General features: G+C 33.7%; 24 protein-coding genes, 1 pseudogene and 2 other annotated features. Of the genes and pseudogenes, 22 read left to right on the forward strand and 3 right to left on the reverse strand.

Annotated features, from left to right (window positions below; all coding sequences use genetic code 11):
* The first annotated feature begins 187 nt into the window (after positions 1-187).
* The gene (entFM, locus tag M1D73_RS09370) at positions 188-1453 is read left to right on the forward strand and encodes an enterotoxin EntFM (RefSeq protein ID WP_098771224.1); all 1266 of its coding nucleotides are present in this window, start codon (positions 188-190) and stop codon (positions 1451-1453) included.
* A 99-nt stretch (positions 1454-1552) separates the two neighbouring features.
* Here the strand turns inward: entFM and M1D73_RS09375 are convergent, their stop codons facing one another.
* Positions 1553-2317, reverse strand: coding sequence for an alpha/beta fold hydrolase (locus M1D73_RS09375; RefSeq protein ID WP_059303923.1), 765 nt, complete (start codon positions 2315-2317; stop codon positions 1553-1555).
* Between the two features lie 240 nt (positions 2318-2557).
* Between M1D73_RS09375 and M1D73_RS09380 the strand changes: the two genes are divergently transcribed.
* The 3 genes from M1D73_RS09380 (at position 2558) to hitS (ending at position 6152) form a co-directional block, all read left to right on the forward strand.
* Complete coding sequence (locus M1D73_RS09380) at positions 2558-4318, forward strand: ABC transporter ATP-binding protein (RefSeq protein ID WP_121868380.1); 1761 nt, start codon at positions 2558-2560, stop codon at positions 4316-4318.
* Positions 4319-4404: 86 nt separating this feature from the next.
* Positions 4405-5082, forward strand: coding sequence for an envelope stress response regulator transcription factor HitR (gene hitR / locus M1D73_RS09385; protein ID WP_025710347.1), 678 nt, complete (start codon positions 4405-4407; stop codon positions 5080-5082).
* Complete coding sequence (gene hitS / locus M1D73_RS09390; RefSeq protein ID WP_121868379.1) at positions 5079-6152, forward strand: envelope stress sensor histidine kinase HitS; 1074 nt, start codon at positions 5079-5081, stop codon at positions 6150-6152. Before hitR ends, hitS begins: the two co-directional genes overlap by 4 nt.
* A 24-nt stretch (positions 6153-6176) precedes the next feature.
* Here hitS and M1D73_RS09395 read toward each other — a convergent pair.
* A pseudogene (locus M1D73_RS09395) lies at positions 6177-6765 on the reverse strand (DUF3139 domain-containing protein).
* A gap of 196 nt (positions 6766-6961) precedes the next feature.
* Here M1D73_RS09395 and M1D73_RS09400 point away from each other — a divergent pair.
* The 4 genes from M1D73_RS09400 (at position 6962) to M1D73_RS09415 (ending at position 10199) form a co-directional block, all read left to right on the forward strand.
* Entirely contained in the window at positions 6962-7681 is a 720-nt protein-coding gene (locus M1D73_RS09400) for a 3-ketoacyl-ACP reductase (RefSeq protein WP_000818985.1), read from the forward strand.
* 290 nt (positions 7682-7971) lie between these two features.
* Positions 7972-8844 (forward strand): aminoglycoside 6-adenylyltransferase, encoded by an 873-nt coding sequence (locus tag M1D73_RS09405; RefSeq protein ID WP_001258539.1) that lies wholly within the window; start codon positions 7972-7974, stop codon positions 8842-8844.
* A 118-nt stretch (positions 8845-8962) separates the two neighbouring features.
* Positions 8963-9790 (forward strand): peptidoglycan-N-acetylglucosamine deacetylase, encoded by an 828-nt coding sequence (locus M1D73_RS09410; protein WP_121868378.1) that lies wholly within the window; start codon positions 8963-8965, stop codon positions 9788-9790.
* A 67-nt stretch (positions 9791-9857) separates the two neighbouring features.
* Positions 9858-10199 (forward strand): SdpI family protein, encoded by a 342-nt coding sequence (locus M1D73_RS09415; protein ID WP_183128502.1) that lies wholly within the window; start codon positions 9858-9860, stop codon positions 10197-10199.
* A 47-nt stretch (positions 10200-10246) separates the two neighbouring features.
* Here the strand turns inward: M1D73_RS09415 and M1D73_RS09420 are convergent, their stop codons facing one another.
* On the reverse strand, positions 10247-10855 hold the full coding sequence (locus M1D73_RS09420) for an NUDIX hydrolase (RefSeq protein WP_000141352.1): 609 nt from the start codon (positions 10853-10855) through the stop codon (positions 10247-10249).
* Between the two features lie 81 nt (positions 10856-10936).
* Here M1D73_RS09420 and M1D73_RS09425 point away from each other — a divergent pair, with 81 nt between their 5' ends.
* The 14 genes from M1D73_RS09425 (at position 10937) to M1D73_RS09490 (ending at position 26633) form a co-directional block, all read left to right on the forward strand.
* On the forward strand, positions 10937-11575 hold the full coding sequence (locus M1D73_RS09425) for a pyridoxamine 5'-phosphate oxidase family protein (protein WP_000510728.1): 639 nt from the start codon (positions 10937-10939) through the stop codon (positions 11573-11575).
* A gap of 384 nt (positions 11576-11959) precedes the next feature.
* Positions 11960-12191 (forward strand) — a binding site (T-box leader).
* 122 nt (positions 12192-12313) lie between these two features.
* Positions 12314-12545 (forward strand) — a binding site (T-box leader).
* A 154-nt stretch (positions 12546-12699) separates the two neighbouring features.
* Positions 12700-13995 carry a homoserine dehydrogenase gene (locus M1D73_RS09430; protein WP_001066901.1) on the forward strand — a complete coding sequence of 432 codons (1296 nt, stop codon included), beginning with the start codon at positions 12700-12702 and terminating at the stop codon, positions 13993-13995.
* On the forward strand, positions 13988-15046 hold the full coding sequence (gene thrC, locus M1D73_RS09435) for a threonine synthase (RefSeq protein WP_121868377.1): 1059 nt from the start codon (positions 13988-13990) through the stop codon (positions 15044-15046). The genes M1D73_RS09430 and thrC overlap by 8 nt, the downstream gene beginning before the upstream one ends.
* Complete coding sequence (thrB, locus tag M1D73_RS09440; RefSeq protein ID WP_121868376.1) at positions 15043-15936, forward strand: homoserine kinase; 894 nt, start codon at positions 15043-15045, stop codon at positions 15934-15936. Before thrC ends, thrB begins: the two co-directional genes overlap by 4 nt.
* 133 nt (positions 15937-16069) lie before the next feature.
* A complete protein-coding gene (locus tag M1D73_RS09445; protein WP_001031473.1) occupies positions 16070-16279 on the forward strand; it encodes a DUF6366 family protein in 210 nt (69 codons plus the stop codon).
* 207 nt (positions 16280-16486) lie between these two features.
* Positions 16487-18790: a glycoside hydrolase gene (locus M1D73_RS09450; protein WP_481158013.1), complete on the forward strand. Its 2304-nt coding sequence runs from the start codon at positions 16487-16489 to the stop codon at positions 18788-18790.
* A gap of 320 nt (positions 18791-19110) precedes the next feature.
* Positions 19111-20112, forward strand: a complete 1002-nt coding sequence (locus tag M1D73_RS09455; protein ID WP_002182662.1) for an LCP family protein — start codon at positions 19111-19113, stop codon at positions 20110-20112.
* A gap of 164 nt (positions 20113-20276) precedes the next feature.
* Positions 20277-21524, forward strand: coding sequence for a hypothetical protein (locus M1D73_RS09460; RefSeq protein ID WP_001174871.1), 1248 nt, complete (start codon positions 20277-20279; stop codon positions 21522-21524).
* Between the two features lie 12 nt (positions 21525-21536).
* Complete coding sequence (locus tag M1D73_RS09465; RefSeq protein WP_000036068.1) at positions 21537-22226, forward strand: response regulator transcription factor; 690 nt, start codon at positions 21537-21539, stop codon at positions 22224-22226.
* Entirely contained in the window at positions 22223-23581 is a 1359-nt protein-coding gene (locus M1D73_RS09470) for a sensor histidine kinase (RefSeq protein ID WP_121868374.1), read from the forward strand. Before M1D73_RS09465 ends, M1D73_RS09470 begins: the two co-directional genes overlap by 4 nt.
* Before the next feature lie 101 nt (positions 23582-23682).
* On the forward strand, positions 23683-24504 hold the full coding sequence (locus tag M1D73_RS09475) for a peptidoglycan-N-acetylglucosamine deacetylase (RefSeq protein ID WP_000409484.1): 822 nt from the start codon (positions 23683-23685) through the stop codon (positions 24502-24504).
* A 14-nt stretch (positions 24505-24518) separates the two neighbouring features.
* Positions 24519-25175 carry a YkyA family protein gene (locus tag M1D73_RS09480; RefSeq protein ID WP_000873566.1) on the forward strand — a complete coding sequence of 219 codons (657 nt, stop codon included), beginning with the start codon at positions 24519-24521 and terminating at the stop codon, positions 25173-25175.
* Positions 25176-25334: 159 nt separating this feature from the next.
* On the forward strand, positions 25335-26015 hold the full coding sequence (locus tag M1D73_RS09485) for an MgtC/SapB family protein (RefSeq protein ID WP_000119510.1): 681 nt from the start codon (positions 25335-25337) through the stop codon (positions 26013-26015).
* A 96-nt stretch (positions 26016-26111) separates the two neighbouring features.
* The gene (locus M1D73_RS09490) at positions 26112-26633 is read left to right on the forward strand and encodes a GNAT family N-acetyltransferase (RefSeq protein WP_000511208.1); all 522 of its coding nucleotides are present in this window, start codon (positions 26112-26114) and stop codon (positions 26631-26633) included.
* The last annotated feature ends 190 nt before the right edge of the window (positions 26634-26823 follow it).

Here is a 26823-nt window from a genome sequence, read left to right on the forward strand (position 1 = left end):
TAATGATAAAGTTCACATGAAGTTCACACGGATTTCACTTTGTTCATTTAAAATGAACTCTGTGTGAAAAATAAAACTCTTGCTAAAAAATGGAACTGGATGAATATTTTACTTTGATAATATTGTAAAGTATTAAAGTTTTAGTTTTTTTTAAGAGGATAGTAGGGAAAGGAAGTAAAGACAACTTATGAAAAAAGTAATTGCAGGTTTAGCAGCAGCTTCTGTAGCTGGCGTTGCAGTTCCAGGAATGGATTCTGCTCATGCACAAGTTTCAAATGAAGCGCTAAAAGAAATTAATGGACAAACTCAAACTCAAACGACTGTAACTGAAACAAAAACTGTAGAAACAACTTCTGAATTAAAATACACAGTAACTGCTGATGTATTAAATGTTCGTTCAGGTGCTGGTACAGGACATAACGTTATTTCTAAAGTAAAATCAGGCCAAGTGCTACAAGTAGTTGGACAAGAAAATGGTTGGTTCAAAGTAAACGTAAATGGTCAAACAGGTTATGTAAGTGGTGACTTCGTAACGACTGGTGGCAAAACAGGAACGACTGTTCAACAAGGAACAGGTACTTACACAGTAAACGTTTCTTCACTTAACGTACGTACAGGCCCAAGTACATCTCATACAGTATTAGGTTCTGTAAACAAAGGTAAAACAGTACAAGTTGTAGGTGAAGTACAAGATTGGTTTAAAATCAACTTCAATGGTGGAACTGGATACGTAAGCAAAGACTTCGTAACAAAAGGTGGTTCTGCTGTATCTAACGAAACACAACAACCAACTACAAACAACAATACTACAACAGTTCAAACTGGTGGTTCTTATGTTGTTAACACTGATGCTTTAAAAGTACGTACAGGCCCAGCTACATATAACGCTGTAATCGGTGGAGTAACAAATGGTAAAGTATTAAACGTTACTGGTGCTGAAAATGGTTGGTACAAAATTAACCATAACGGCCGCACAGGTTACGTAAGTGCAGACTTCGTTAAGTTTGTAAAAGGCGGAGTAAACAACGTTACAAATAACGTTCAACAACCAGGTAAAGACGTACAAAAACCAACAACAGGTGGAGATACATCTTCAATCGCTGGATTCGCTAGATCTTTAGATCATTCGAAATATGTATTCGGTGGTGAAACTCCTAAAGGAGGTTTCGATTGCAGTGGATTCATTTACTACGTATTAAATCAAACTGGTCATAAAGGTAGCCGTTTAGATGTTGCTGGATACTGGAGTTCGAAAACAAAAACAAGCAATCCACAACCAGGTGATTTAGTATACTTCTCTAATACTTATAAAAAAGGTCTTTCTCACATGGGTATTTATTTAGGAAATGGTCAGTTCATTAGTGCGGAGAATGAAACAGTTGGTGTAAGAATTAGTTCAATTAATAACTCTTACTGGGCTAAACATCTAACTGGTTACACAAAAGCATACTAAGAAAAAGTAGTTTTATATACTTTTCGTATAGAGAAAAGGCTTTCCAAGGAAACTTGGGAAGCCTTTTTATAGTTGAATAAATTGGAAGTTTAATAGTTTTTATTTTAACTTTCCATTTAAAAATCGATCATATAAGTCATGGAAATAGTTAGGACGAAATAAGTTCGCTGCATGTCCCGCTAACGGTATTTCCTTATATAGAACGTTAGGCAAAATAGATTTCAAATCAAATAGACAAGATTTATAGAGATGATCATGCTCTCCCATTACCCATAGTATAGGGTGAGGAAGTGATTTTAATTTAGATTTTAAATCGAATTCTAACCGATGTCGTAATGACTGGGCAATTATGGATGAATGTAATTGTAATCCGAAACGGTAGTAAATATTTCTTGAAATGACTGCGAACGGATTTGCTTTTAATATACCGCTTGGAAAAATAGTATTTGCGTATTGAGAGAGCCATTTAGAGTATTCATCTCCTCGCTTCTCCCAAAAATTTTGAAATACATTATATAAACGAGAAGGGTTATTGTAATGTCCTCCAATATGACAAATACTTAATACTTTTTCTGGATGCATTTGTGCAAAAATTGTAGAGATGTAACAGCCGTAACTTAGCGCACAAATATGTGCTTTTTTAATACCTTCTTGCTCATATAAGTTTAATAATTGAGCTACGAGGCGCTGTAATGAAAAGTCGATTGCTTCTCCTTTATCATCACCGTGACCTAATAAGTCATAAGTTATAATGTTGTAGGAGGAAGAAAAACGTTTTTGCTCCTTTTTGAAGGCGCGACGATTGCCAACTAATCCATGAATAAAAATAATTGTTTCCTTTTTAGAATGTATATTTGTTTGCAAAAAGGATACTCCTTTCACTAACTGGAGATTTATATCGTGTTTTAAATTATTTATCTATAATTTACATAGAATAATATTAAGTACCAGGTAATAATATCAGATGTTTATATCTGTTGTAAAGATGAGTTTTTATGTATATTTTGTAAAAATAGAAAAAGTGTGTTTACATTCAGTTTACATTTGTATCGTATTCTAATTTTAGAAAGAACAGTTTTGTTTAACATGAGGAGATGAACAGGAATGGAAGTTAGAAATGAAATAAAGAAAAAAGGGAGTTGGAGGCAGTTTTTACGCCTTATTCAAGATACAAATCCTCCGAAAGGAATTTTAGTTTTTGCGTTGTTAATGAGTTTGCTTTCTACGGGAGCGAGTTTATTTATTCCTATGCTGACAAAAGGATTAGTAGATAATTTTTCGCTTTCTTCAATTAGTGTAGGACAAATTGTTGGGTTAATTGCTTTCTTTGTAATGCAAACTATTGCGGCAGGGTTGTCTATATATTTACTAAATTATATTGGGCAGAAGATTGTAGCGGGACTAAGAGAACGTTTGTGGAAAAAGGTACTTATCTTGCCGGTATCTTATTACGATCAAAATAGAACAGGTGATACGATTAGCCGTATGACGAATGATACAGGTGTTGTGAAAACGTTAATTTCTGAGCATTTGTCAAACTTATTAACAGGTGGTATTTCAATTGTTGGATCGTTAATTGTATTATTTGTTTTAGATTGGAAAATGACTGCGTTACTTTTAACGGTTATTCCGTTGTCTGTGTTAATTTTAGTTCCACTTGGACGAAAAATGTATAAGATTTCAAAAGCGCTTCAAGATGAAACTGCATCTTTTACAAGTGTGTTAACGCAAGTGTTATCAGAAATTCGTTTAGTGAAATCTTCAAATACAGAAAAGAGAGAATATGAAACGGGTAATACAGGTATACAAAAGTTATTACAATTTGGTTTGAAAGAAGGAAAAGTGCAAGCATTAATTTCGCCAGTTATGTCGTTTGTTTTAATGGCACTACTTGTTATTATCGTAGGGTATGGCGGGATGCGAGTTTCTAGCGGTGCATTAACAACCGGTGAACTTGTAGCGTTTATTTTGTATTTAGTTCAAATTGTAATGCCAATGAGTCAATTATCTATGTTCTTTACACAATTCCAAAAGGCAATTGGTGCAACGGAAAGAATTAGTACGATTTTAGAATATGAAGTAGAAGATCATGAAACTGGTGTGAAAGTGACAAATGCTAAGCAACCGATCGTTCTTGAAAATGTACATTTTGAGTATAACGAAAAAGAGCAAGTTTTGAAAAATATTGATTTCACAATTGAATCTGGAAAAGTGACAGCGATTGTAGGACCAAGTGGTAGTGGGAAAACAACGTTATTCTCATTACTGGAACGTTTTTATGAGCCAACTAGTGGCGCCATTAAATTAGGGGAAGAATCAATTACGAGTTATTCATTACAGTCATGGCGACGTCAAATCGGTTACGTATCACAAGATAGTCCGTTAATTGATGGAACAATTCGTGATAATATTTGTTATGGCGTCGAGGGCGAAGTAACGGATGAAGAAATTGAAAAAGTAGCAGCAATGGCATATGTTGATGCATTTATTCATGACTTACCAAACGGTTATGCAACAGAAGTTGGAGAACGCGGTGTGAAGCTTTCTGGGGGACAAAGACAGCGAATTGCCATTGCCCGAGCGTTGCTTCGAAATCCGCAAATTCTTATGCTAGATGAGGCGACTTCAAGCTTAGATAGTAAATCTGAGTCTGTCGTTCAAAAAGCGTTAAATAACTTAATGAAAGGCAGAACAACGTTAGTGATTGCGCATAGACTTTCTACTGTTGTAGATGCAGATAAAATTGTCTTTATTGAAAAAGGGAATCTTACAGGTAGTGGTACGCATGATGAATTATTACAGACGCATGATATGTATCGTGAGTTTGCAACGCAACAATTGAAAATTAAAGAGGGTGCATTATAAAATGAATCATCAGCGGGAAGTTTACTCCACTGATGATTCATTTTTAAAAAATATATTAGATGCTAAGTAGAAAGGAAATGGTTCCTTTGATACCTAAAATTTTAATAGTAGATGACGATCCACACATTAGAGAACTCGTTTCGGTATTTTTAGAACGAGAAGGTTTTCAAACATATGAGGCAATTGATGGAGTAGATGCACTTCAGAAAATGGATGACGTAAAAGTCGATATGGTTATTCTTGATATCATGATGCCAAATATGGATGGATTTGATGTATGTTTTGAATTAAGAAAATACTATGATATCCCGGTTCTGATGCTAACTGCCAAAGGGGAAACATCACAAAAAGTAAAAGGATTTCACCTTGGGACAGATGATTATCTTGTAAAACCATTTGACCCTATAGAATTAGTAGTGAGAGTAAAGGCATTATTGAAACGTTACCAAATTACAGTTTCCCAATCGATTCAAGTTGGAAATGTATTATTAAATCGTAAAACATTCGAAGTTACATGTGGAGAACAAACGGTTACATTACCGTTAAAAGAATTTGAGCTGCTCTTTACTTTAGGGTCTAAATCGGGAAGAACTTGTTCGAGAGAGCAATTAATTGAAGAAATATGGGGATATGATTTTGAAGGGAATGAACGTACACTAGACGTTCATATTAATCGGTTACGTGAGAAGTTTCAAGAAGAGCAGTCGAAATTTAGTATTAAAACAATAAGAGGATTAGGGTATCGCTTAGAGGTAAGTAAATGAGAAAAAGAAAACGAATGAGTAAGTTGAAGATGCTGAAAGTATTTGGAGCGGTATTAGCGCTCTTTTCTTTTCTTACTATAATTTGGTCTATCGCATTTTATGTAGCAACTAGTTTATTGAATGCTTTTGACGTAAACGTATCGCCGTTTGTTGCCTTTCTAATTAGTGATATGGTCGGTTTTGTCTTTATTATTCTTATTTGGACATTGATTGGAATATTAATGAGACCAAAACGAGAGGCGATGATTTGGACTATTATTGAACCGATACAAAAAATTGCAAAAGGAGACTTCTCCGTAAAAATAAGAAATGAAGAAAAGTATGATGGTGAAATTGGCGTGCTCGTAAAAAGTATAAATGATATGACAGATGAACTGAATACGATGGAGAAAATGAGACAAGAGTTTGTATCGAATGTTTCTCATGAAATACAGTCACCGTTAACTTCTATAAAAGGATTTGCTAGAGCACTACAAGACGATAATCTTTCTGAGGAAAAAAGAAAGCATTATCTTACCATTATTGAAACTGAAACAACGAGATTATCTAAACTAAGTCAAAATTTACTAAAGCTAACTCTTTTAGAATCAGAAGAGTATACACCAGAAAGAGTGAGCTATCGATTAGATCAACAATTAAAGCAAATTGTGTTAAATAGTGAACCACTCTGGGCTGAAAAAGAAATTGAGTTAGAACTAGATTTAGAAAAAGTATATGTTATTGCTGACCAAGAAAGTATGAGTCAAGTGTGGATTAATTTAATTCATAATAGTATTAAATTTACTCCAAGCGGTGGTACGATTACTATTCAGTTAAAGGAACATGAGACAGTAGTGGAAGTGCGTATCCGTGATTCAGGAATTGGTATATCAGAAGAACAGAAACAACATATTTTTGAGCGTTTTTATAAAGCGGATTCTTCACGAAATCGTGCCTATGGAGGAAGTGGCTTAGGTTTAGCTATTGTAAAGAAAGTACTCGATCTTCATCATGGGGAAATAAAAGTTGAGAGTGAGGAAGGAAAAGGTACTGAATTTATTGTGCGTATGCCAAATCATGAAGAGAAATAGTGTTAGAAGGTTCTCCTTCTAACACTATTTCTCTTTAAAAATGCATTTACCGTTACTGCAATTATATTGATAAGCTTTTCCTTCGCTATTCATACGATATGAGTAATCGGATTCTTTATCTTTCTTAAAGTCAACGTATGCTTCCACACCGTTTTTATCGTCATCTATATCAATGAATTGAACGTGTCGTATAGAATAATCTTTCTTTTCTCTTAAACCTATTCCTTGCAAGTTTGTATGAATACCATCTACTAACTGGTCAAACAACGACCAGTTTAAATTAAGATGTTCAAATGACTCAGTATGTCTTCCTAAAATACCGTTGTCTTGTATTATTTTTTTTATTATCATCGTATGTATAAGAGTAGGTGAAATATGGTTCGTCTTTATATACTACTGTTGCATAATAGCCAATATTATAAAGGGGAGTATATTTTCCGGTTATGTTTTGTATTTCTTCTTGCTTATAACCTTTTTTAATATGGAGATAATGGCTAGTATCTTTTTCTATTACTTTATAATTTAGCGGGTTAACAAATATAAAGTACAGTGCAAACAATATGATACATAGTCCGACTGCAGTTAGTAACAAGAACCATTTTTTTCTTTTCATAATCATACACTCCCCTATGCTGGATTTGTTTTTATTTTACATGAATAATGGTAAAAAAATGAAACTTATAAATAAAAACTTTCTATGGTTACCTACAAGTAACCTACGCACATGAAAGTGCATCATTGCCTTTTTACATAAACATAGATACAATTTTAATATAATACATAAATGAGATGATTAAGGAGTGTTATACTTGGCAGAATTATTACAAGGTAAAAATGCTTTAATTACAGGAGCAGGTAGAGGGATTGGTCGCGCTGTAGCAATCGCATTAGCGAAAGAAGGCGTAAATGTAGGCTTATTAGCTCGTTCAGAAGAAAACTTAAAAGCTGTAGCAAAAGAAGTAGAAGCAGAAGGTGTAAAAGCTGTTATTGCAACTGCTGATGTTTCTTCATATGAAGAAGTAACAACTGCGATTGAAACGTTAAAAAATGGTTTAGGATCTATCGATATTTTAATTAATAACGCTGGTATTTCTAAATTCGGTAAGTTTTTAGAACTAGACGTTGCTGATTGGGAAAAAATCATTCAAGTAAACTTAATGGGTGTATACTATGCAACTCGTGCAGCTTTACCGAGCATGATTGAACAACAATCTGGTGATATCATTAACATTTCATCTACAGCAGGACAAAAAGGTGCACCTGTAACAAGTGCATATAGTGCTTCTAAATTTGGTGTCCTTGGCTTAACAGAATCGTTAGCGATGGAAGTTCGCAAACATAACATTCGTGTAACAGCTTTAACTCCAAGTACAGTAGCAACTGATATGGCTGTAGATTTAGGATTAACTGATGGAAACCCTGATAAAGTAATGCAAGCAGAAGATATTGCAGAATTTATCGTAGCGCAGCTGAAATTAAATAAACGTACATTTATTAAATCTGCTGGGCTTTGGTCTACTAATCCATAGGAATTAAATTTAACTTTAAAAGAAGGGATATCTATTCTGTAAGGGGTAGATGTCCTTTCTTTATTTTTTGTATTCGAGACAGAATTTTCGGTATAATTAAAAGTGAATGGTAGAAAGCATTGGGAAATTGAAAGGGATGGCAGTTGTAAAAGATTGATGTAAGGAGGAAAAAGGGATGAAAAAGAAGTTTCAAAAATTATAACATGTATCGTGTATAACGAGATTAGCTCGTGGACCTCCAATATACATAACACTATATTATATATTAAAAAATTGGAGGATATAAATAGATGAGAACTGAAAAAGAAATGTTAGACGTAATTATAAATATAGCAAAAGAGGATGAAAGAATTCGAGCAGTTATCATGAATGGATCGCGTGTAAATCCAAATGTGAAAAGAGATTGTTTTCAAGACTATGATATTATGTATGTTGTAAATGATATACAATCTTTTACGTCTAATCATAATTGGGTTCATAGATTTGGAGAAATAATGATAGTACAAATGCCAGAAGAAATGTCGTTAGTTCAACCAGATGAAGATGGGAAGTTTCCATATTTAATGCAGTTCATGGATGGGAATCGGATTGATTTAACGCTAGTTCCAGTTGAGTTAATAAAAAAGTTCGTTGGACAAGATAGTTTAAGTAAACTGCTTCTTGATAAAGATAATTGTATGGAAGGATTCCCGCCAGCAAGCGATAAGGATTACTTAATAAAAAAGCCTACAGAAAAAGAGTTTTTGGATTGCTGTAATGAATTTTGGTGGTGTAGTACAAATGTGGCAAAAGGGTTATGGAGAGAGGAACTTTCTTATGCAAAAGGAATGCTTGAAGGACCAGTGCGAGATATGTTCATCGTAATGCTAGAATGGCATATTGGTATGAAAACAGACTTTACAGTTAATACAGGGAAGTTTGGAAAGCATTTCGAGCAATATATTGAAGAAGATATGTGGGAGCAATTTAAAAGGACATTTTCTAATGCTGAATATGAAAACATATGGGAGTCATTCTTTGTCATGAGTGATTTATTTAGGGAAGTGGCGAACGAAATCGCTAACACGTATGAATATCAATATCCGCAAGATGAGGATGATAAAGTGACGAACTATTTAAAACATGTGAAAGCTTTGCCAAAAGATAGTACATCAATTTATTAATAATATAAAGTAGTAAGGCTGTCCTAATTAAGGACAGTCTTATTTTTGTTTATGAATAACAATTTCTCTAACAAAGTGGAGATGAATCACATATGAAAATTTAGGGAGGTTTTTTATCATGTATTATTTTTATTCGCCACAAATGTTTACTCCATATCAATGGGGACTAGAACGAGATGTTTCGTATGCTTATATGCCATATAACTCACTTTATTATGGAGAATATATAAGCGTATTGCCATACGCATATATCCCTCAAAATTATGAAGTACAAATGAAAGCAGATGATCGTGGATCGTGGACACCATTTTCATGGGTTGAAAAATATGCGTACGCATTTTCAGGACCGTATAATAAAGCGGAAGTAGCTCTTACATTTGATGATGGACCAGATTCAGAATTCACGCCAAAAATATTAGACAAGTTAAAACAACATAATGTAAAAGCTACTTTTTTCTTACTTGGTGAAAACGCAGAAAAATTTCCGAACGTAGTAAAGCGTATTGCAAATGAAGGGCATGTAATTGGTAATCATACGTATAGTCATCCGAACTTAGCGAAAGTAAATGAGGATGAGTACCGTAATCAAATTATAAAAACGGAAGAAATATTAAATCGTTTAGCTGGTTATGCACCGAAGTTTATACGTCCGCCATACGGTGAAATACTTGAAAATCAATTAAAATGGTCCACAGAGCAAAATTTTATGATTGTACAGTGGAGTGTTGATACGGTTGATTGGAAAGGTGTGAGTGCTGATACGATTACAAATAATGTGTTAGGGAATTCATTTCCTGGAAGTGTCATCCTCCAACATTCAACACCAGGTGGGCATTTACAAGGATCTGTAGATGCACTAGACAAAATCATTCCGCAGTTAAAAACGAAAGGGGCACGTTTTGTAACACTTCCAAGTATGTTCCAGACATCAAAAGAAAGAAAGTGAATGTGTTATGAATTAGGAAAATAAGGTTTATGTCGTATAATGAAAGTGTAAGTTAGGGGGGATATAATTGATTTATGCACTAGTAAACATAGGAATAAGCATATTGATTAGTATTATTTTTATATTTGTGGCAATTATTCTTCAAAAGAATCCACCGACCGATATTAATGCGGCATATGGTTATCGTACGAAACGATCTATGAAAAATAAGGAATTATGGGATGCGGGTAACAGGTATAGTGTAGAAGTGATGAAGCAGAACGGATTCATCATGATGTTAATTGGAAGTGTTATTAGTATACTGTTTAGATATCCACATACAATAATAGCGATTATAGTGGTTATGCTGTTATTAATCATTCGTTTATTTATACAAGTAGAGAGTAGATTAAAAATCCTTGAACAATAATAAAAAATAGGACTCTACGCAATATTATGCTAGGAGTCCTATTTTATTTATAAACTATTATTTTTTAATAATTCTTTTCCTTGCTCTATAACAAATTCATAGTATGCAAGATCATATGGATAAATATCTTCAAATGTTATCGTAATCGGTGTATTGTTTAAGACTGAAATAGTCGTTAAAGATGAAATCTCTCCTTTTAATAGTTGTAGAAAAGAAGTTGCATGTACTTTCATCACATCGTCTACTTCTTCACCTGGTGCGAATGGAAGTGGATTGATGACGTTGTGAAAATACATATGACAAAACTCGCGATCAGTAAGATTTGAAATTTCATAATCTATTTTAAAGATTCCCTTGTATGTTAAATCATTAGTTTGAAAGGAAAGCCCTAATTCTTCCTCAATTTCACGAAGACCACCAATTTGTACATCTTCATCATGCATAATATGTCCAGCTGAAGTAATATCCCATATACATGGAGCTTCTTTTTTATTTTTAGAGCGTAATTGGAAATATAAAAACATATCTTCATTATCTTTTTCTACAAACCAGCAATGAAATGTTTCGTGCCAATCGCCGTCGCGATGCACTTCATCACGTAATTTCTTCCCAAGTGTATTTCTTTCAGGATCAAATATTGTTAACCACTCTGTCATTTTAATTCCCCTTTCCTCAAATTTTATTATACAATATTTGTATTGAATTTTGGGAAAATAAAGAAAAAGGAGTGGTTATAAGTGGGGATAGAGCGTACGGAAATAAAATCGATTATTTCAACAGAGGAAGAGTTACGGAAAATATTGGGGCAACCAAGTGAGCGAGCGTTGAAAAAAGTCATTTCATCATTAGACCACCATTGCGTAGATTTTCTTTCTAAATCTCCTTTTCTAGTATTATCCACTGGAAATAAGTTGGGGGAGTGTGACGCCTCGCCGCGAGGAGATGCACCTGGATTTGTATACGTACTCAATAATAATAAAATTATCATTCCAGAAAGACCAGGAAATCGTCGTATAGACTCCATTTTGAATATTATTTCAAATCCACGTGTAGGACTAATCTTTTTTATTCCAGGTCTTGGGGAGACACTCAGAATAAATGGCCGAGCGTATATTACAAACGACGAAGAAATTTTGAAAGAAATGCAGGCGAATGGACGCAATCCGTTGCTTGGAATTGTTGTTGAAATAGAAGAGTGTTATATTCATTGTGCAAAAGCGTTTATTCGTTCTAAGATGTGGGATCCAGAATCTTGGTTAAATAAAAAAGAGTTACCATCAGCAGCAAAAATGTTGCTGGAGCATGCGAAAGTGAATACTTCAGAAGAAGATGTTGCACGTTCTTTAGAAGAAAGTTATACAAAAAGATTGTATTAAAAATTTTATTAATATAGTTTTGTAGAGCGGATATGTACGGTTTTTAGAATGGGGAATTTATCCCGCATTAACGGGCAGTAACACTCCTACCTCAAAATTCAGCGAAAACAAAGAAGTTAGGTGGGGATCAACTGCCCGTAAAAGCCCGATTGGTGAAGGCTAATAATCAGTGGGGATAAACAAAATCCCCACTGATTAAAGTTTCACTTTATATATGAACCGTTGATTTATAAACTGGAGAAATAACAAAATAGGTAAATTGAGTGGCGGTTGCATAATGATATTGTGAAATATAATAAAAAAAATTCTTGAAAATAGTTAGTAAAAATAGGCTTGCTTTTTAAAAAGTTGATAACTATAATGAATTAACAAATAGACATGAACGAAAAAGTAACGATAAGGACAAGAAATCATTTTTACGGTTTACAGAGAGGGAAGCCAAGGGTGTGAGCTTCCTAACACGAGAAATGGTTTTACCACCTTTGAACTTCAATAGTGAACGAGTAATCTAGTAATTATTGACGGTATCAGCCGTTATCTGAACTTGAGCAATCTAGGGAGAAATACGTCTAGATTGGAACAAGGGTGGAACCACGAAAACACATTCGTCCCTTTCCTAGGGATGAGTGTGTTTTTTTACGGATTTGGAGATTGAAAATTTAAAATTTAAAATAATTAAAAAATAGTATTGATTTTGTTTTTTATGCGAGTATAATGAGTTAACAAATAAACATGAACGAAAAAGTAACGATAAGGACAAGAAATCATTTTTACGGTTTACAGAGAGGGAAGCCAAGGGTGTGAGCTTCCTAACACGAGAAATGATTTTACCACCTTTGAACTTCAATAGTGAACGAGTAATCTAGTAATTATTGACGGTATCAGCCGTTATCTGAACTTGAGCAATCTAGGAGGAGGTACGTCTAGATTGGAACAAGGGTGGAACCACGAAAACACATTCGTCCCTTTCCTAGGGAAGAGTGTGTTTTTTTATTACTTTGAAAGGAGGTGCGGTAATATGAAACGATTTATAAGTACGGAAATAACCACCACCTGCATGACAAAAAAGCAGAGTAAGGTGATTTATAGATGTAACAATTAAACTTTTAGGAGGAGATTAGAAGATGAATAACGTTATAAATGTTGGGGTATTAGGTTTAGGTACGGTCGGAAGTGGTGTTGTTCATATTTTGAAAGAACATTATAAAAAAATCGCACTTGATACAGGATACGAAGTGAAAGTGAAAACAGTCGTTGTACGTGATTTGGAAAAAGAACGCGATGTTTGTATTGATGGAATTGCAGTAACAAGTCATGCAGATGAAGTTCTAAATGATTCAAATATTGATATTGTAGTAGAGGTAATGGGTGGAATTGAAGAAGCGAAGCAGCATATTGTTAAGGCTTTACGAAATAAAAAGCATGTCGTAACAGCAAATAAAGATTTAATGGCTGTATATGGTGCAGAGCTTCTTCAACTGGCGAACGATAATGATTGTGATTTATGTTACGAAGCGAGTGTAGCGGGCGGTATTCCAGTGTTAAGAGGACTAACTGATGGGCTAGCATCAGATCAAATTGAAAAAATAATGGGAATTGTAAATGGTACAACAAATTATATGTTAACAAAAATGAGTCAAAATGGATGGTCTTATGAAGAGGCTTTACAGGAAGCACAAAAATTAGGCTTTGCAGAATCGGATCCGACAGCAGATGTAGATGGACTAGATGCGGCAAGAAAAGTAGCAATTCTTGCAAACTTAGGTTTTTCGATGAATGTTTCATTAGATGATGTGCAAGTAAGAGGGATTCGAAAGGTCGAAAAAGAAGATTTACAAATGGCTGAAAAGTTAGGATTTACTATGAAGTTAATTGGTAAGGCTGAAAAACAAGGACCAGCCATTCATTTAAGTGTAGAACCGACGCTTTTACCGAGCCAGCATCCATTATCAAATGTGAATAATGAATTTAATGCGGTGTATGTCCATGGTCAAGCGGTAGGAGAAGTAATGTTTTATGGACCCGGAGCTGGGAAGTTACCGACTGGTTCTGCTGTAGTAAGTGATATTATTTCAATCGTTAAAAATATGAATCAAGTTCCGAAAAATAAAAGTGCGTTAAAAGAACCAGTTCCTTATGAATTACAAGGTGATGAAGAAGTAGTTTCGAAATATTTCTTACGTATTTCATTACGAGATGAGCCTGGGATGTTACAAAAAATAACAGAATGTTTCGTTAATTATTCTGTAAGTTTAAAAGAGGTTATTCAATTACCTTTAAACCGTGAACTGGCAGAAGTCGTTGTTGTGACACATCGAACTTCCAAGTATCAATTTGAACGAGTTTTAGAAGCGATAGAAGCTGTCGCGAGTGAAATAAACAGTTACTACATTATTGAGGAGGAAAAACAATATGTATAAAGGACTATTAAAACAGTATGCGTCTTATTTACCAGTGAATGAAAATACACCTGATGTCAGCTTAATGGAAGGAAACACGCCACTTATTCCATTATTAAATATATCAAAACAATTAGGGATTCAGCTATACGGTAAGTACGAAGGAGCGAATCCGACAGGTTCTTTTAAAGATCGTGGTATGGTCATGGCAGTTGCTAAGGCGAAAGAAGAAGGTTCAGAAGCAATCATTTGTGCATCAACAGGTAATACATCAGCATCAGCTGCAGCATATGCGGCACGTCTTGGGATGAAATGTATTATCGTAATACCAGAAGGAAAGATTGCACATGGAAAATTAGCGCAAGCGGTCGCTTATGGAGCTGAAATTATTTCAATAGAAGGGAATTTCGATGATGCACTTAAGGCTGTAAGAAATATTGCTGCAGAAGAGCCGATTACGTTAGTAAATTCAGTGAATCCTTATCGAATTGAAGGGCAAAAAACGGCAGCATTTGAAATTTGTGACCAATTGCAAAATGCACCAGATGTTCTAGCTATCCCTGTTGGGAACGCAGGAAATATTACAGCATATTGGAAAGGTTTCTGTGAATATGAGAAAGAAAAAGGTTATAAGAAGCCAAGAATCCATGGTTTTGAAGCGGAAGGAGCAGCTGCAATTGTAAAAGGGCATGTAATTGAAGACCCTGAAACAATTGCAACAGCAATTCGCATTGGTAACCCAGCAAGTTGGTCGTATGCAGTAGAGGCTGCCGAGCAGTCTTGTGGTGAAATAGATATGGTATCAGATGAAGAAATTTTACATGCGTATAGGTTATTGGCAAAAACTGAAGGAGTTTTCGCTGAACCGGGATCAAATGCTTCATTAGCTGGCGTAATTAAACATGTTAAATCTGGAAAAATCAAAAAGGGAGAAACAGTTGTTGCAGTATTAACTGGAAATGGTTTGAAGGATCCTGATATCGCTATTTCTTCAAATCAACTAGATATCGCAAGTTTGTCAAATGATATAGAACAGATTAAAGATCATATTAAAGGGGTGATTATGTCGTGATACCATTAAGTGTTCGTGTCCCTGCTAGTACGGCAAATGTTGGTCCTGGATTTGATTCAGTTGGAATAGCTTTGTCATTGTATTTAGATGTGGTGGTTAAAGAAAAAGCTGATAAATGGCAAGTAATCCATTCCTTTGAAGAATCAATTCCGACAGACGATAAAAATTTAATCGTTAGCACGGCATGTAAAGTCTGTCCTTCTATATCACCCCATATAATAGAAGTTACTAGTAATATCCCATTAACAAGAGGGCTAGGAAGTAGTGCATCAGCGATTGTAGCTGGGATAGAACTTGCGAATCAACTAGGCAATTTGAACTTAACTGCTGATCAAAAAGTTCAAATTGCTACAAATTTTGAAGGACATCCTGATAATGTTGCTGCTTCTATATTAGGTGGAACTGTAATCGGAGCACTTGATGGAAAGGATATTTCCGTCGTAAGAATTGAGAGCAAGGAATTAGGGGTAATTTCTCTTATTTCGAATGAAGAATTAAATACAGATGAAAGTCGATCTGTATTACCAAAGATGTTTCCGTTTCATGAGGCAGTTAAAGCTAGTGCGATAAGTAACGTATTAGTAGCTGCATTATGTCAAAAGCGGTGGGAAGTTGTAGGTGAAATGATGGAGAGAGACCATTTTCACGAGCCATATCGTTTAGAACTCGTACCGTTATTACCATCTATTCGTAAATGCGCAAAAGAATTTGGTGCGTACGGTACAGCACTTAGCGGTGCGGGACCATCTATTTTTATATTAACGCCATATGAGAAACGTCAAGAAATCGCTGAGCAATTAGCGAGAGTATTTACAGATATGAAAGTATGTGAGCTTGAAATCGACCATAAAGGTATTATTGTAAATAAGGAAGAGCATATTGGATCGTAAAGAAAGCTGGCATGGCTAGCTTTCTTTACGTTGCAAACCTATTTTAAATTAGGTTTTTTCGGAAAAAAATATAAAACAAATGTTGATTTTGAATAATGTAAGTAAAGAGTGCATTCATTTTGGAGGTGATTAAATGAATAAAGAGTCACCAGAAGAAAAAAGAGAGCGTATGAGACAAATTGAATTAAAAAGTAATCCTACGGGTTCTTTACATGACGGACTCAATAGAGCGGAAACAGGTAGTCCAGTTGATATAGCAGGCGGTATGAATTGGAAAGGTACAGGGATAATCATTTTAGTACTACTTTTAGGATACATTGTATACACTTATTTTTTCAGTTAAAGAATGCTTGTTAAAATTTTGATTTGTTTAGTTTCATAATTGTTGAGAAAAAATGCAGTTACTGTATTACATATCTTCTAAGCAAGTTATAGTTATTCATATCAACTTTTAATAATCCAAATAGAGCTAGCAAAATGCTAGCTCTATTATTTTTTGCCACATTCCTGTAACAAACCACCTGTATATTCATTGGTGGAGGTGCAGAGGATGAAAAAAATGATAGCGATATGTCTTCTAACAACTATGCCATTTTCGACTTTAGTCGGTTGTGACGTAAAAGGTAGTAATGCTGTACAAGAGTCTAAAATAAAGAAATCGACGTATAAAGATTTTACTTATGATGTAAATCCAGAAACATTCACATTAACTGTAGAACATGAGGGGGTAAAGGAACAGGCATCACGACCCCTACCGAAAATGAAGGTATCGAATGTAAAAAAAGAAAAGGATCGTACATCGTGGGAATATCCAGATCAAAAAGTAAAAATAAAATTAGAAAAGAAAAAAGACCACTTAAACATTGAAGTGGAATCGACTGGTGCAGAAAGCTTTACATGGCCGAAAGTAGAAGCTGAAAATTATACACTTCCGTTATGGGAGGGTAAGCAAATTCCGAGCAATGATGAGAATTGGAAGAAGTTTTTAAAGGATGATGCATATTCATTTGCTGAATCATTTTCTATGAAGTTTTTCGCATTAAATGGTTCGAAATATTCAATTGTATATATTGCAAACAATATGTTTAATAATGAATTGAAGTTTCATTCGGATCCGAAAATAGGATTTGATTTTACACATGAATTTCCGAGCATAAATAAAAATAAAACATATGGATTTCAATTATATGTGACAAATAATGATGCGGTAAGCATTGCTAAACTGTATAAGGATGATATTGTTCGAAAAGGTGAATTTAAAACATTACAAGAAAAGGCTAGAAAAAATAAAGAAATCGAAAAGTTATATGGAGCGGCGCATTTTTATTTTTGGAATCAAAATGGTCTATCAGAAAATAATATAAATTGGCCAAAACTAAGGGAGCAAATAAATAGCCCGCTGTTTAGTCATATAAAAGAACTTATTCAAAAGAATAGTTCAGAGCCTGGGGAACTGAATGTATTAGATCAAGTAAGTAAACAAGATTTCATTGATAAGTATCAAAAAAATGTTATTTTACGTTATATAAGCGAAGTATTATCCATGAAGGAATTTTATAAAGAGGATATTTTTCAAAACGTTGATCAGGAAGCTAGTGTGCTATTAAAGAAAGGTGTAGGTCACTTAACGAACACAGAATTGTATAGCTTAAATAAGCATTTATTAAAGTCGCTACTTGGTGATGCGGTTGAAGAGGTAAGTAAATGGGGTAATGCAGATGGAACGGACATACTAAAGGAAATGAAAGAGGTAGGAATAGAAAAAGCGTGGATTGGTCTGCCGAACTGGGAACAAGGATTTATGCAACCTAATTTCGTGACAAAAGCGAAGGAAATGGGGTATTTAGTTGGTCCGTATGATTCATATCATTCCATTCACGAAAAAAGTGATAAAAATTGGAACACAGCATCCTTTAATGACCCATCATTATATGAAGAGGCTACTGTAACGAAGAAAAACGGAGAAAAGGTGCAAGGCTTTTTAGGCAGAGGTCGCAAGTTAAACCCGACTTTATCGCTGCCTAGTGTAAAGGAACGCATGAATGATATATTACAAAATGGTCCTAAATATAATTCATGGTTTATTGATTGTGATGCGACAGGTGAAATTTACGATGACTATTCAGCGAAACATATAACGACACAAGAGCAAGATTTAAAAGCACGTTTAAAACGAATGGACTACATTGCGCAAGAAAAGGGTATGGTCGTTGGTTCTGAAGGTGGAAATGATTTTGCTAGTAGTACGATTGCATTTGCACACGGAATTGAAACACCTGTTATTAAATGGGACGATGAAGATATGCGGAAAAATAAAACAAGTCCGTATTATGTCGGTGGATATTGGTCACCAAATCAAAATGTTCCCGAAAAATATGCAAAACAAGTACCATTGAAAGAAGAATATAAACAAGTGTATTTAAACCCAGTATATTCGGTACCATTATATAAATTAGTATACAATGATTCCATTATTACAACGCACCATTGGGAATGGGGAAGTTTAAAGGTAAAAGATGAAGTTGGAAATCGAATGCTGTCTGAATTATTGTATAATGTTCCTCCGTTGTACCATTTAGATGAAGTAGAGTGGAATAAGCATAAAAAAGAAATTACAGAGCATCTAAAAGTTTGGAATGAAGTTCATGAAAAAGCAGTAAAAGAAGAGATGACGAATTTTGCGTATTTGTCAGAAGATAAGCTAGTACAATCTGTTTCTTATGGAAAAAATATTAAAATCATTGTGAACTTCTCAAATGAAGACATGGAAGTAGAAAAAACGAAAATAAAAGCAAAGTCGGCTTTTATTGATAATCAGGGGAAGAAAAGCATGTATACGCCGTTTGAGAAATAATAACGTGAAATATACTGTATTCATAGAGGTTTTATCATTAGCTGGACTCTTTATTCATATCGTTTATCTGGAAAAAGATATCCTAATTTAAAATGAAAGAGTTAATGAATTTATAAATTTGCATGTTGCGAAGTGCTAAATTTTTGAAATTGGTAAATAGTGACTTGCCAAAAATAAGTACGAGAGTATAATGTGAAATGGAATACATATTGGGTTTTAGTAGTAACCTTACAAAATTGTAAGGTTACTGAAAGGAAATTCAATATGAAGATAAATAGACTTACATTATACTTGGTAAAGAGAAAGAGAGGCGAATGGGTATGAGCTCTGAATTAGAACAAAATACGAGAAGTAATAAAAAGCGTTCTAAAAGAAAGTCAATAAAATGGTTCATATTAATTCCATTTTTCCTACTTATTTTTGGAGGAGTAGGATATGGTTCGTTTATATATAATAAAGCAAAAGCTGTTGTAAATGATGCGTATGCGAAAATTGAAAAGTCATCAAAGCGTGATAAAGAAGTTGAACCTTTAAAGGATAATATTTCAATATTAATCATGGGTGTAGATGGAAGTGAAATGAGAAAAAGCCAATATGGCGAAGCAGTTCGAACAGATGCACTTTTATTAGCAACAATTAATAAAGATGATAAGTCTGTTAAGCTAGTAAGTATTCCACGTGATTCACGTGTTTATATTCCAACTAGAAAAAAATTAGATAAAATTACTCATGCTCACGTATTTGGTGGCGTAGAAAGCACACGCGATACGGTGGAAAGATTCTTAAATGTCCCTGTTGATTATTATGTGAAGTTTAACTTTGAATCATTCGTACAAATTGTCGATTCAATTGGTGGTATTGATATTGATGTACCAGTTACTTTCACTGAACAAGATAGTAAAGACCAAGCTGGTATGATCCATTTAGAAAAAGGTTACCAACATTTAAATGGAGAACAAGCACTTGCACTTGCAAGAACGCGTAAAATTGATAGTGACGCAATGCGTGGACAGAGACAGCAACTTGTAATAGAAGCAATTGCCAAAAAAGCGATGTCTGTTCAATCAATTAGCAAAATGGGCTCTTTACTAGATGCGGTTGATAAAAATATGAAAACGAACTTAACATTTGACGATATGCTTGCCATCACAAAAAATATGGCAGGATCTAATTTGGAAATGGAAAAATTGCAAATAGAAGGCACAGATAAACGTATCGGTGGTATTTATTATTACATTCCAAATGAAAAAAATGTAAAAGATATTTCAAAAAAATTAAATGATCATTTAGGTGTAACGCCAAAATCAGTCCGAAATGAATAATAAAAAAAGATTGGCTTTTGCCAATCTTTTTTTTTGGAATGTATTTGTAACTTTTCTGTAACGATTTTTTAGTTTAGAAAAATTATACTCATATGTATGAGTATAATGGATAGGTAAAAAAGTAAAAGGACATATTCAAAATTTGTGGTAAGGAAAGATATCATATGCAGAAATGGTTAAGTATGATGGGAATTATCTTTATATTGACTGGATGTAAAATGTCTGAAGCTCCAACAAGTCTAATGGAAGCTCCTACAAATGAAAAATGGATTAATGAATTAAAGGAACAAATTGATAAAGATTTACCTGTTAATTATCGCTTACTTACTCCAATGTCTAATAGAGATAAACAGACGACATGGTCAATGAATTTCGAGCGAGATAATAAAAAAGAAGCTGTCATCGTATATAAAATACCTAATGAAGATTATCATATATATTTAGCCGTATATGAGAAGAAAAATAATGGATGGAATATGAAGTCAACCTATACATTTGATGGGGAAGAAGTAGATATTGTTGAGGTAGGAGATTTCACAGGGAGTGGGAAAAGGGAACTATTGATAGGAATAACTACCAATCGTGATTTATTAGAAAACACAATGTATGTTTTTTCCGATGAGAGTGACGATATAAAGGAATTTTATAGACAGAAGTATACAAAGTTATTTATAGATGATTTAAACAAAAATGGTTTTAAAGACATAAGCCTTGTTTCGCATATGAAAGATGAACAGTTGAAGGTTCAGTTCATTGAAAAGTTTAAGGTATTGTCAGAGGTTACATTTGATCCGTATATAAATAGTATTCAAAGAATACAAATGGGTCGTATTTCTAAATCATTAAAGGCAGTTGTAATCGATGCGGGAACAGGGGCTCATTCAGGTATAACTTATGTAGCAAAATTTGATCAGGATCATTATGAAGTATTACCTATAGATGGGAAAGAAGATTTATTTAATGAATATGTTGTAGAAAGTAAAGATGTTAATGAAGACGGCATTATTGAATTTGTTCGTACTGTACGCCCAAAAGGTTGGGAAGATAAATCACATGGTGATAGTCCGCTTTTTGAACGTTACATACAGTGGAGTGAATCTGGAATTAAACCAATTGAAGAACGATATATAGATATAGAAAAAGGGTATTATGTGAAAATTCCTAAAGAGTTAATAGGGAAAATTACAATACCAGATCAGCAAAAAGAATCAAATTCTCAAAAGTTTTTGGATACAAGAACAAATAAAATATGGCTTGAAGTTCATATTTTTAAGCGGAAAGAATGGTTCAATATAAAAGGCTACAGCGCAGCAATTAAAACGGCTTCTCACGTATATGCAGTACCGAAGCAATCGGAATTTGAAAAAGTGAAAGCATATATAAAACCGCTAGCGGATTATCAACAAGAGTAGGAGGTGGGAATTATGTCAAAAATTTTAGTTTTAGAAGATGAATTAACGATCCGTAGCTTTATTGTTTTAAATTTAAAACGTGCTGGATTTTATGTAATAGAAGCTACTACTGGAGAAGAAGCGTTACAAATTTTGAGTGAACAAACTGTTGATATAGCACTGCTGGATGTAATGTTACCGGGGATTGATGGTTTAGAAGTTTGTAAGGCTATCAGGAAAGAAAATGAAAAAATGGGTATTATTATGTTAACCGCACGTGTACAAGATGAAGATAAGGTGCAAGGACTAGGAATAGGTGCAGATGATTATATTGCAAAACCGTTTAGTCCAGTAGTATTAACTGCACGTATACAGTCTTTATTAAGAAGAATAGAAGTACATGAAGAAAAAACGAATATTGTTACGTCAGGTCCATTTTCGTTAAATATTATAGAAGAAAGATTGTATAAAGATGGACAATTAGTCGATTTAACACCTACAGAGTATATGATATTACAGTATTTAATGAATCAGGCTTCAAAGCCAGTTTCGCGTGATGAAATTTTAAATATGATTTGGGGAACCAATTACGTAGGTGAGACGAAAGTAGTAGATGTAAATATGAGACGGTTACGTCAAAAGATAGAATGTAATCCATCAGAACCTGAATTTATTCTTACGGTGTGGGGAAAAGGATATGTGTGGAAGGAAAGTATAAGATGAAACGGAAAGTGACTTTATATTTTATGACGGTCATTACACTTATGCTTGTATTATTTGAAGTTGTATTTTCAGTCTCAATTTATCGATACTATTATAATGGTATTGTGCAATATATAGAGTCTCATGCGAAAACGAGTACACGTTTTTTTTCAGAATACAATTCACTATACTTTATTCGATTACAAGAATATAGTGGTGACATAATTAGTAGCTTTCAATTAGAAGGAACAGAATTACAGTTAATTGATCGTCACGGCTCGGTTATACAATCTTCAAGTGGTGAAAAGGTAAAAGGTAAAGTGAATATTCCACAATCATTATTAGAAGGTGAAATGTATAATCAAGTTACTACGAAAGGTAATAAAAAACAACTAGAGGTGCTAAGCCCACTTATACATCAAGGACAAACTATTGGTGTTTTAAAATATACGACTGTTTTAACAAATGTAAATAAAAAGATTATTGAAATTATTACGTTTACTATTTCTGTAGGTATTGTTATTTCGGGAGTCGCCTTCTTAATTAGTAGACGTTTGGCAAATTCATTTGTTGAGCCAATTGAATCCATTATTCAAGCCTCTTCACAAATTGCAGAAGGCACATTAAAGCAAAAAATTAAAGAAGATTATCCTGGAGAATTAGGTGAATTGGCACATAGTTTAAATTATATGGCCTATAAAATAGATAAGGCTGAGCAGATGAAAAATGAATTCATTGCTTCTATTTCGCACGAAATACGAACGCCTTTAACAGGAATTAAAGGTTGGAGTGAGACGTTAAAAACAGTAGATCATTTAACAGAAGAAGAAATAAAGCAAGGTATGGGCATTATTTCAGGTGAGACAGATAGATTGATTCATTTAGTAGAAGAATTGCTAGATTTTTCAAGATTACAATCAAATCATTTTAATTTATATAAACAAAAGGTGCAGTTGTACGATATACTAGAGGAGACGATTTGGCAATTAACTCCTAAATCGGAAGAGAAGGAAATTCAATTTATTACTACTATAGACCGAATTGAATTGATGGGAGATCGAAATAGGTTAAAGCAAGTTTTCTTGAATATTGTTCAAAATGCAATTAAGTATTCACATAAAAAAAGTACAATACACATTGAAGTGACTAAAATAGAAGGACAAGCAGTGATTAAGGTAAGAGACGAAGGGATTGGAATTGCTAAAGAACATTTACCATATATTGAGCAATCATTTTACCAAATTAATAATCATGCTGCAGGTGCAGGTATTGGTTTAGCTATCGTTAAAAAAATGGTAGAGCTTCATGGCGGTGTGCTTAGTGTTACAAGCAAAGAAGGAATAGGAACAACAATTTTGATAAAACTCCCATTATAATACAAATAAAATCTATTTATATGGTGAAATAAAAATAAATAGATGTATAATTATATTGGGCGATTTATATATAAGATTAATAGGGAGAGGAATTCGATAGAATGGAAAAAGCTTTAAAAATTAAACAAATAGTAGTCGTTTTAATAGCGATTGCCGCAGTAGCTATTGGGTATTACATGTTTCAATCAATTACTTCACCAGCAAAAGCTGTTGCGAAACAAGAAAATGTAGTGCAGCTTGCAAGTGAACAGCCGAAAGTTGAAATGAATAAAACGGCACCAAGTCGTTTTAATGGAAAAGAAAGAAAAGTTGCTTATCTTACATTTGACGATGGGCCAGGGAAATATACGGCTGAATTATTAAATACGCTAAAACAACATGATGCGAAGGCGACGTTCTTTTTAATTGGAGCGAATGTAAAAGAATTTCCTGATTTAGTGAAACGTGAAAATGCTGAGGGTCATTATGTAGGCATGCATAGTATGACACATAATTTCGCAAAGTTATATAAAAATGGCGAGTATGTAAATGAGATGAAAGAAGATCAAGGTTTAATCGCTAATATTATTGGGAAATCACCTAAATTAACACGTCCTCCATATGGTTCGATGCCTGGATTGAATGAAGGTCTCCGAAATAAAGTGGTAGAAGGCGGATTTAAAGTATGGGATTGGACAATTGATTCATTAGATTGGAGATACAATAAAATGCCAGTTGATGCAGCTGCAGCACAAATTGCTCAAAACGTATTAACAAACGCAACAAAACCACAAGAAGTAATTTTAATGCATGATATTCACCCGCAATCAGTTGCTGCTGTGCCAGCAATTTTAAAGGGGCTAAAAGAAAAAGGTTATGAGTTTGAAGCTTATCATGAAGAGAGTCACTTCCCAGTGAACTTCTGGCATGATAACCGTATGTAATGGAGGAATGAACGTTGAAGTATGGAAAAGTAGCAGTAGTTGGAGCATTATCAGTAGGACTTTTAACAGGTTGTTTCGGTGAAAAGCCAGAAGAAAATCTATATACAGCTTTTGAAACAGCAGCAACACAAGAAAAATCTTTAGTGGATGAAGCAAAAAAATTAGAGCAGTTAGAGAAACAAGGGCAAGAATTATATGCTCAAATTTTGCAAGAAGGTAAAGATCATAATGAAGCAGTTGTGAAGAAAATAGAGCAAGCTACTGCAAATGTAGATGATCGTGAAAAAGTATTGAAAAGTGAGAAAGAAATGCTAGAAAAAGCACAGAAGGAAACGAAATCTGTTCAAAGTAATATAGAGAAGATTGAAGATAAGAAGTTACAAAAACAAGCAAAAGCAGTAGAAGAGTCGTATAAGAATCGTTATGATGCATTCCAAAAGATGAATGAAAATTACACGAAAGTGTTAGCGACTGAAAAAGAACTGTATGAAAAATTAAAAGTAAAAGAAACGAAATTAAAAGAAATCGGTGAAAAAGTTAAAACTGTTAATGAATTAAATGTGGAAGCACAAAAGTCGAAAGAGCAGTTTAACAAATTTACAAAAGAGTATAATGACAGTAAATTAGCATTCTACAAAGGTGCAGAAATTAAGATTAAAGATCAGAAATAAAGAAGAATCTAAAGTGTAATAAAAAGCCGGAGAAACATCGTTATAAATGTTTTTTCGGTTTTTTACGTTAAATGAATAGAAAAGACTGGAATTGATATCATAAAAGAGTTATAGTGAGTTATTCTAAGGGAAACATTGTAAAGTAAGGAGAATAGGAATATGTCATATGAATTTTTACTCAAATTAGGTTTAGCACTCTTTTTAGGATTATTCATCGGGATAGATAGGCAGCTAAAGAATAAACCACTTGGTGTGAAAACAAGTATGGTTATTTCTGTAGCAAGTTGTTTAATTACGATGGTTTCAATTGAATCTGTGCATGTATATTCTGTTCCAGGACATACAAATATGGATCCGATGCGACTGGCCGCTCAAATTGTTAGTGGAATTGGTTTTCTTGGCGCAGGTGTCATTTTACGAAGAAGTAATGACGTTATTTCTGGATTAACAACAGCTTCTATGGTGTGGGCTGCTTCAGCTTTAGGAATCGCAATTGGTGCGGGATTTTATTTACAAGCGACAGTTGCTATGGTTTTAATTATTTTAGCGATTAATGTACTTCCGCAACTTGTGAAAATTGCAGGACCGTATTCATTAAGACAAAAGGATTTATCTATAAAAATTACTGTTAAAGAGCATCATGAGTTAGATGGTATATTTAAGCAAATTAAAAATTTAGGCATGCATGTGAAACGCGTGAAAATTAAAGATATAGATAGTGGAGCATTTCAGCAACTAGAGATGGTTATTTTAGCTCCAGAAGATTTATATACAACAGAATTATATAGTTCCCTGAAAGAGATTGATCGAGTAGTTTCAGTTGAAGTGGAAAGTAGATAATTGTGATAAAAAAGAGTGAAGTGAATTCACTCTTTTTTATTTGGATTTTTAAGGAATGAAATTGATATAATGATGAGTAATAAAGGGGGAGAAATGATGGGAATACATATTAGAAGAGCAATAAAGGATGATATACAAGGTATAGCAAAGGTGCATGTCGATAGTTGGAAAGCAACGTATAAAGGGATATTTGCTGACGAAATTCTAGATAATATAGCATATGAGAAACGAGAAAAACAATGGGAAGATATTTTTCAAAAAGAGGGTAATCATCAATTTAGATTTGTAGCAGAGAATTTAAATGGAGAAATAGTTGGATTCATCGATGGGGGAGTAGAAAGAACTGGTACATATAATTGTGATGGAGAATTATATGCAATCTACCTTTTACAAGAGTATCAAGGAATGAAAATAGGACAAAAGTTATTTCAAGCTTTATTATCGGATTGTATAAATAATGATATGCAATCACTTTTAGTTTGGGTTGTTACGAATAATCCTTCTAAAAAGTTTTATGAAAAATTTAACCCAGAAAAAATTGATACAAAATTTTTAGAGCGATTACAGGTAGAAGAGACAGCATATTGCTGGAGAGATATAAATAATATTATTATGTAAATTTTATGTTTGAAAGAGGTATACCAATTAAGGTATACCTCTTTTGTTTAAACATTTTGGATAGATTACTAATGAAAAATAGTAAGTATGTAGTTTGAAACTGAGTATTTTTTTGTGTATTTTTAACTAGATTAAAGAAAAGAGGGAAAACAATAAAAATTAAAGCAGATAAAAAAATTCTGAAATATAC

This window comes from Bacillus sp. PK3-067, assembly GCF_056738645.1.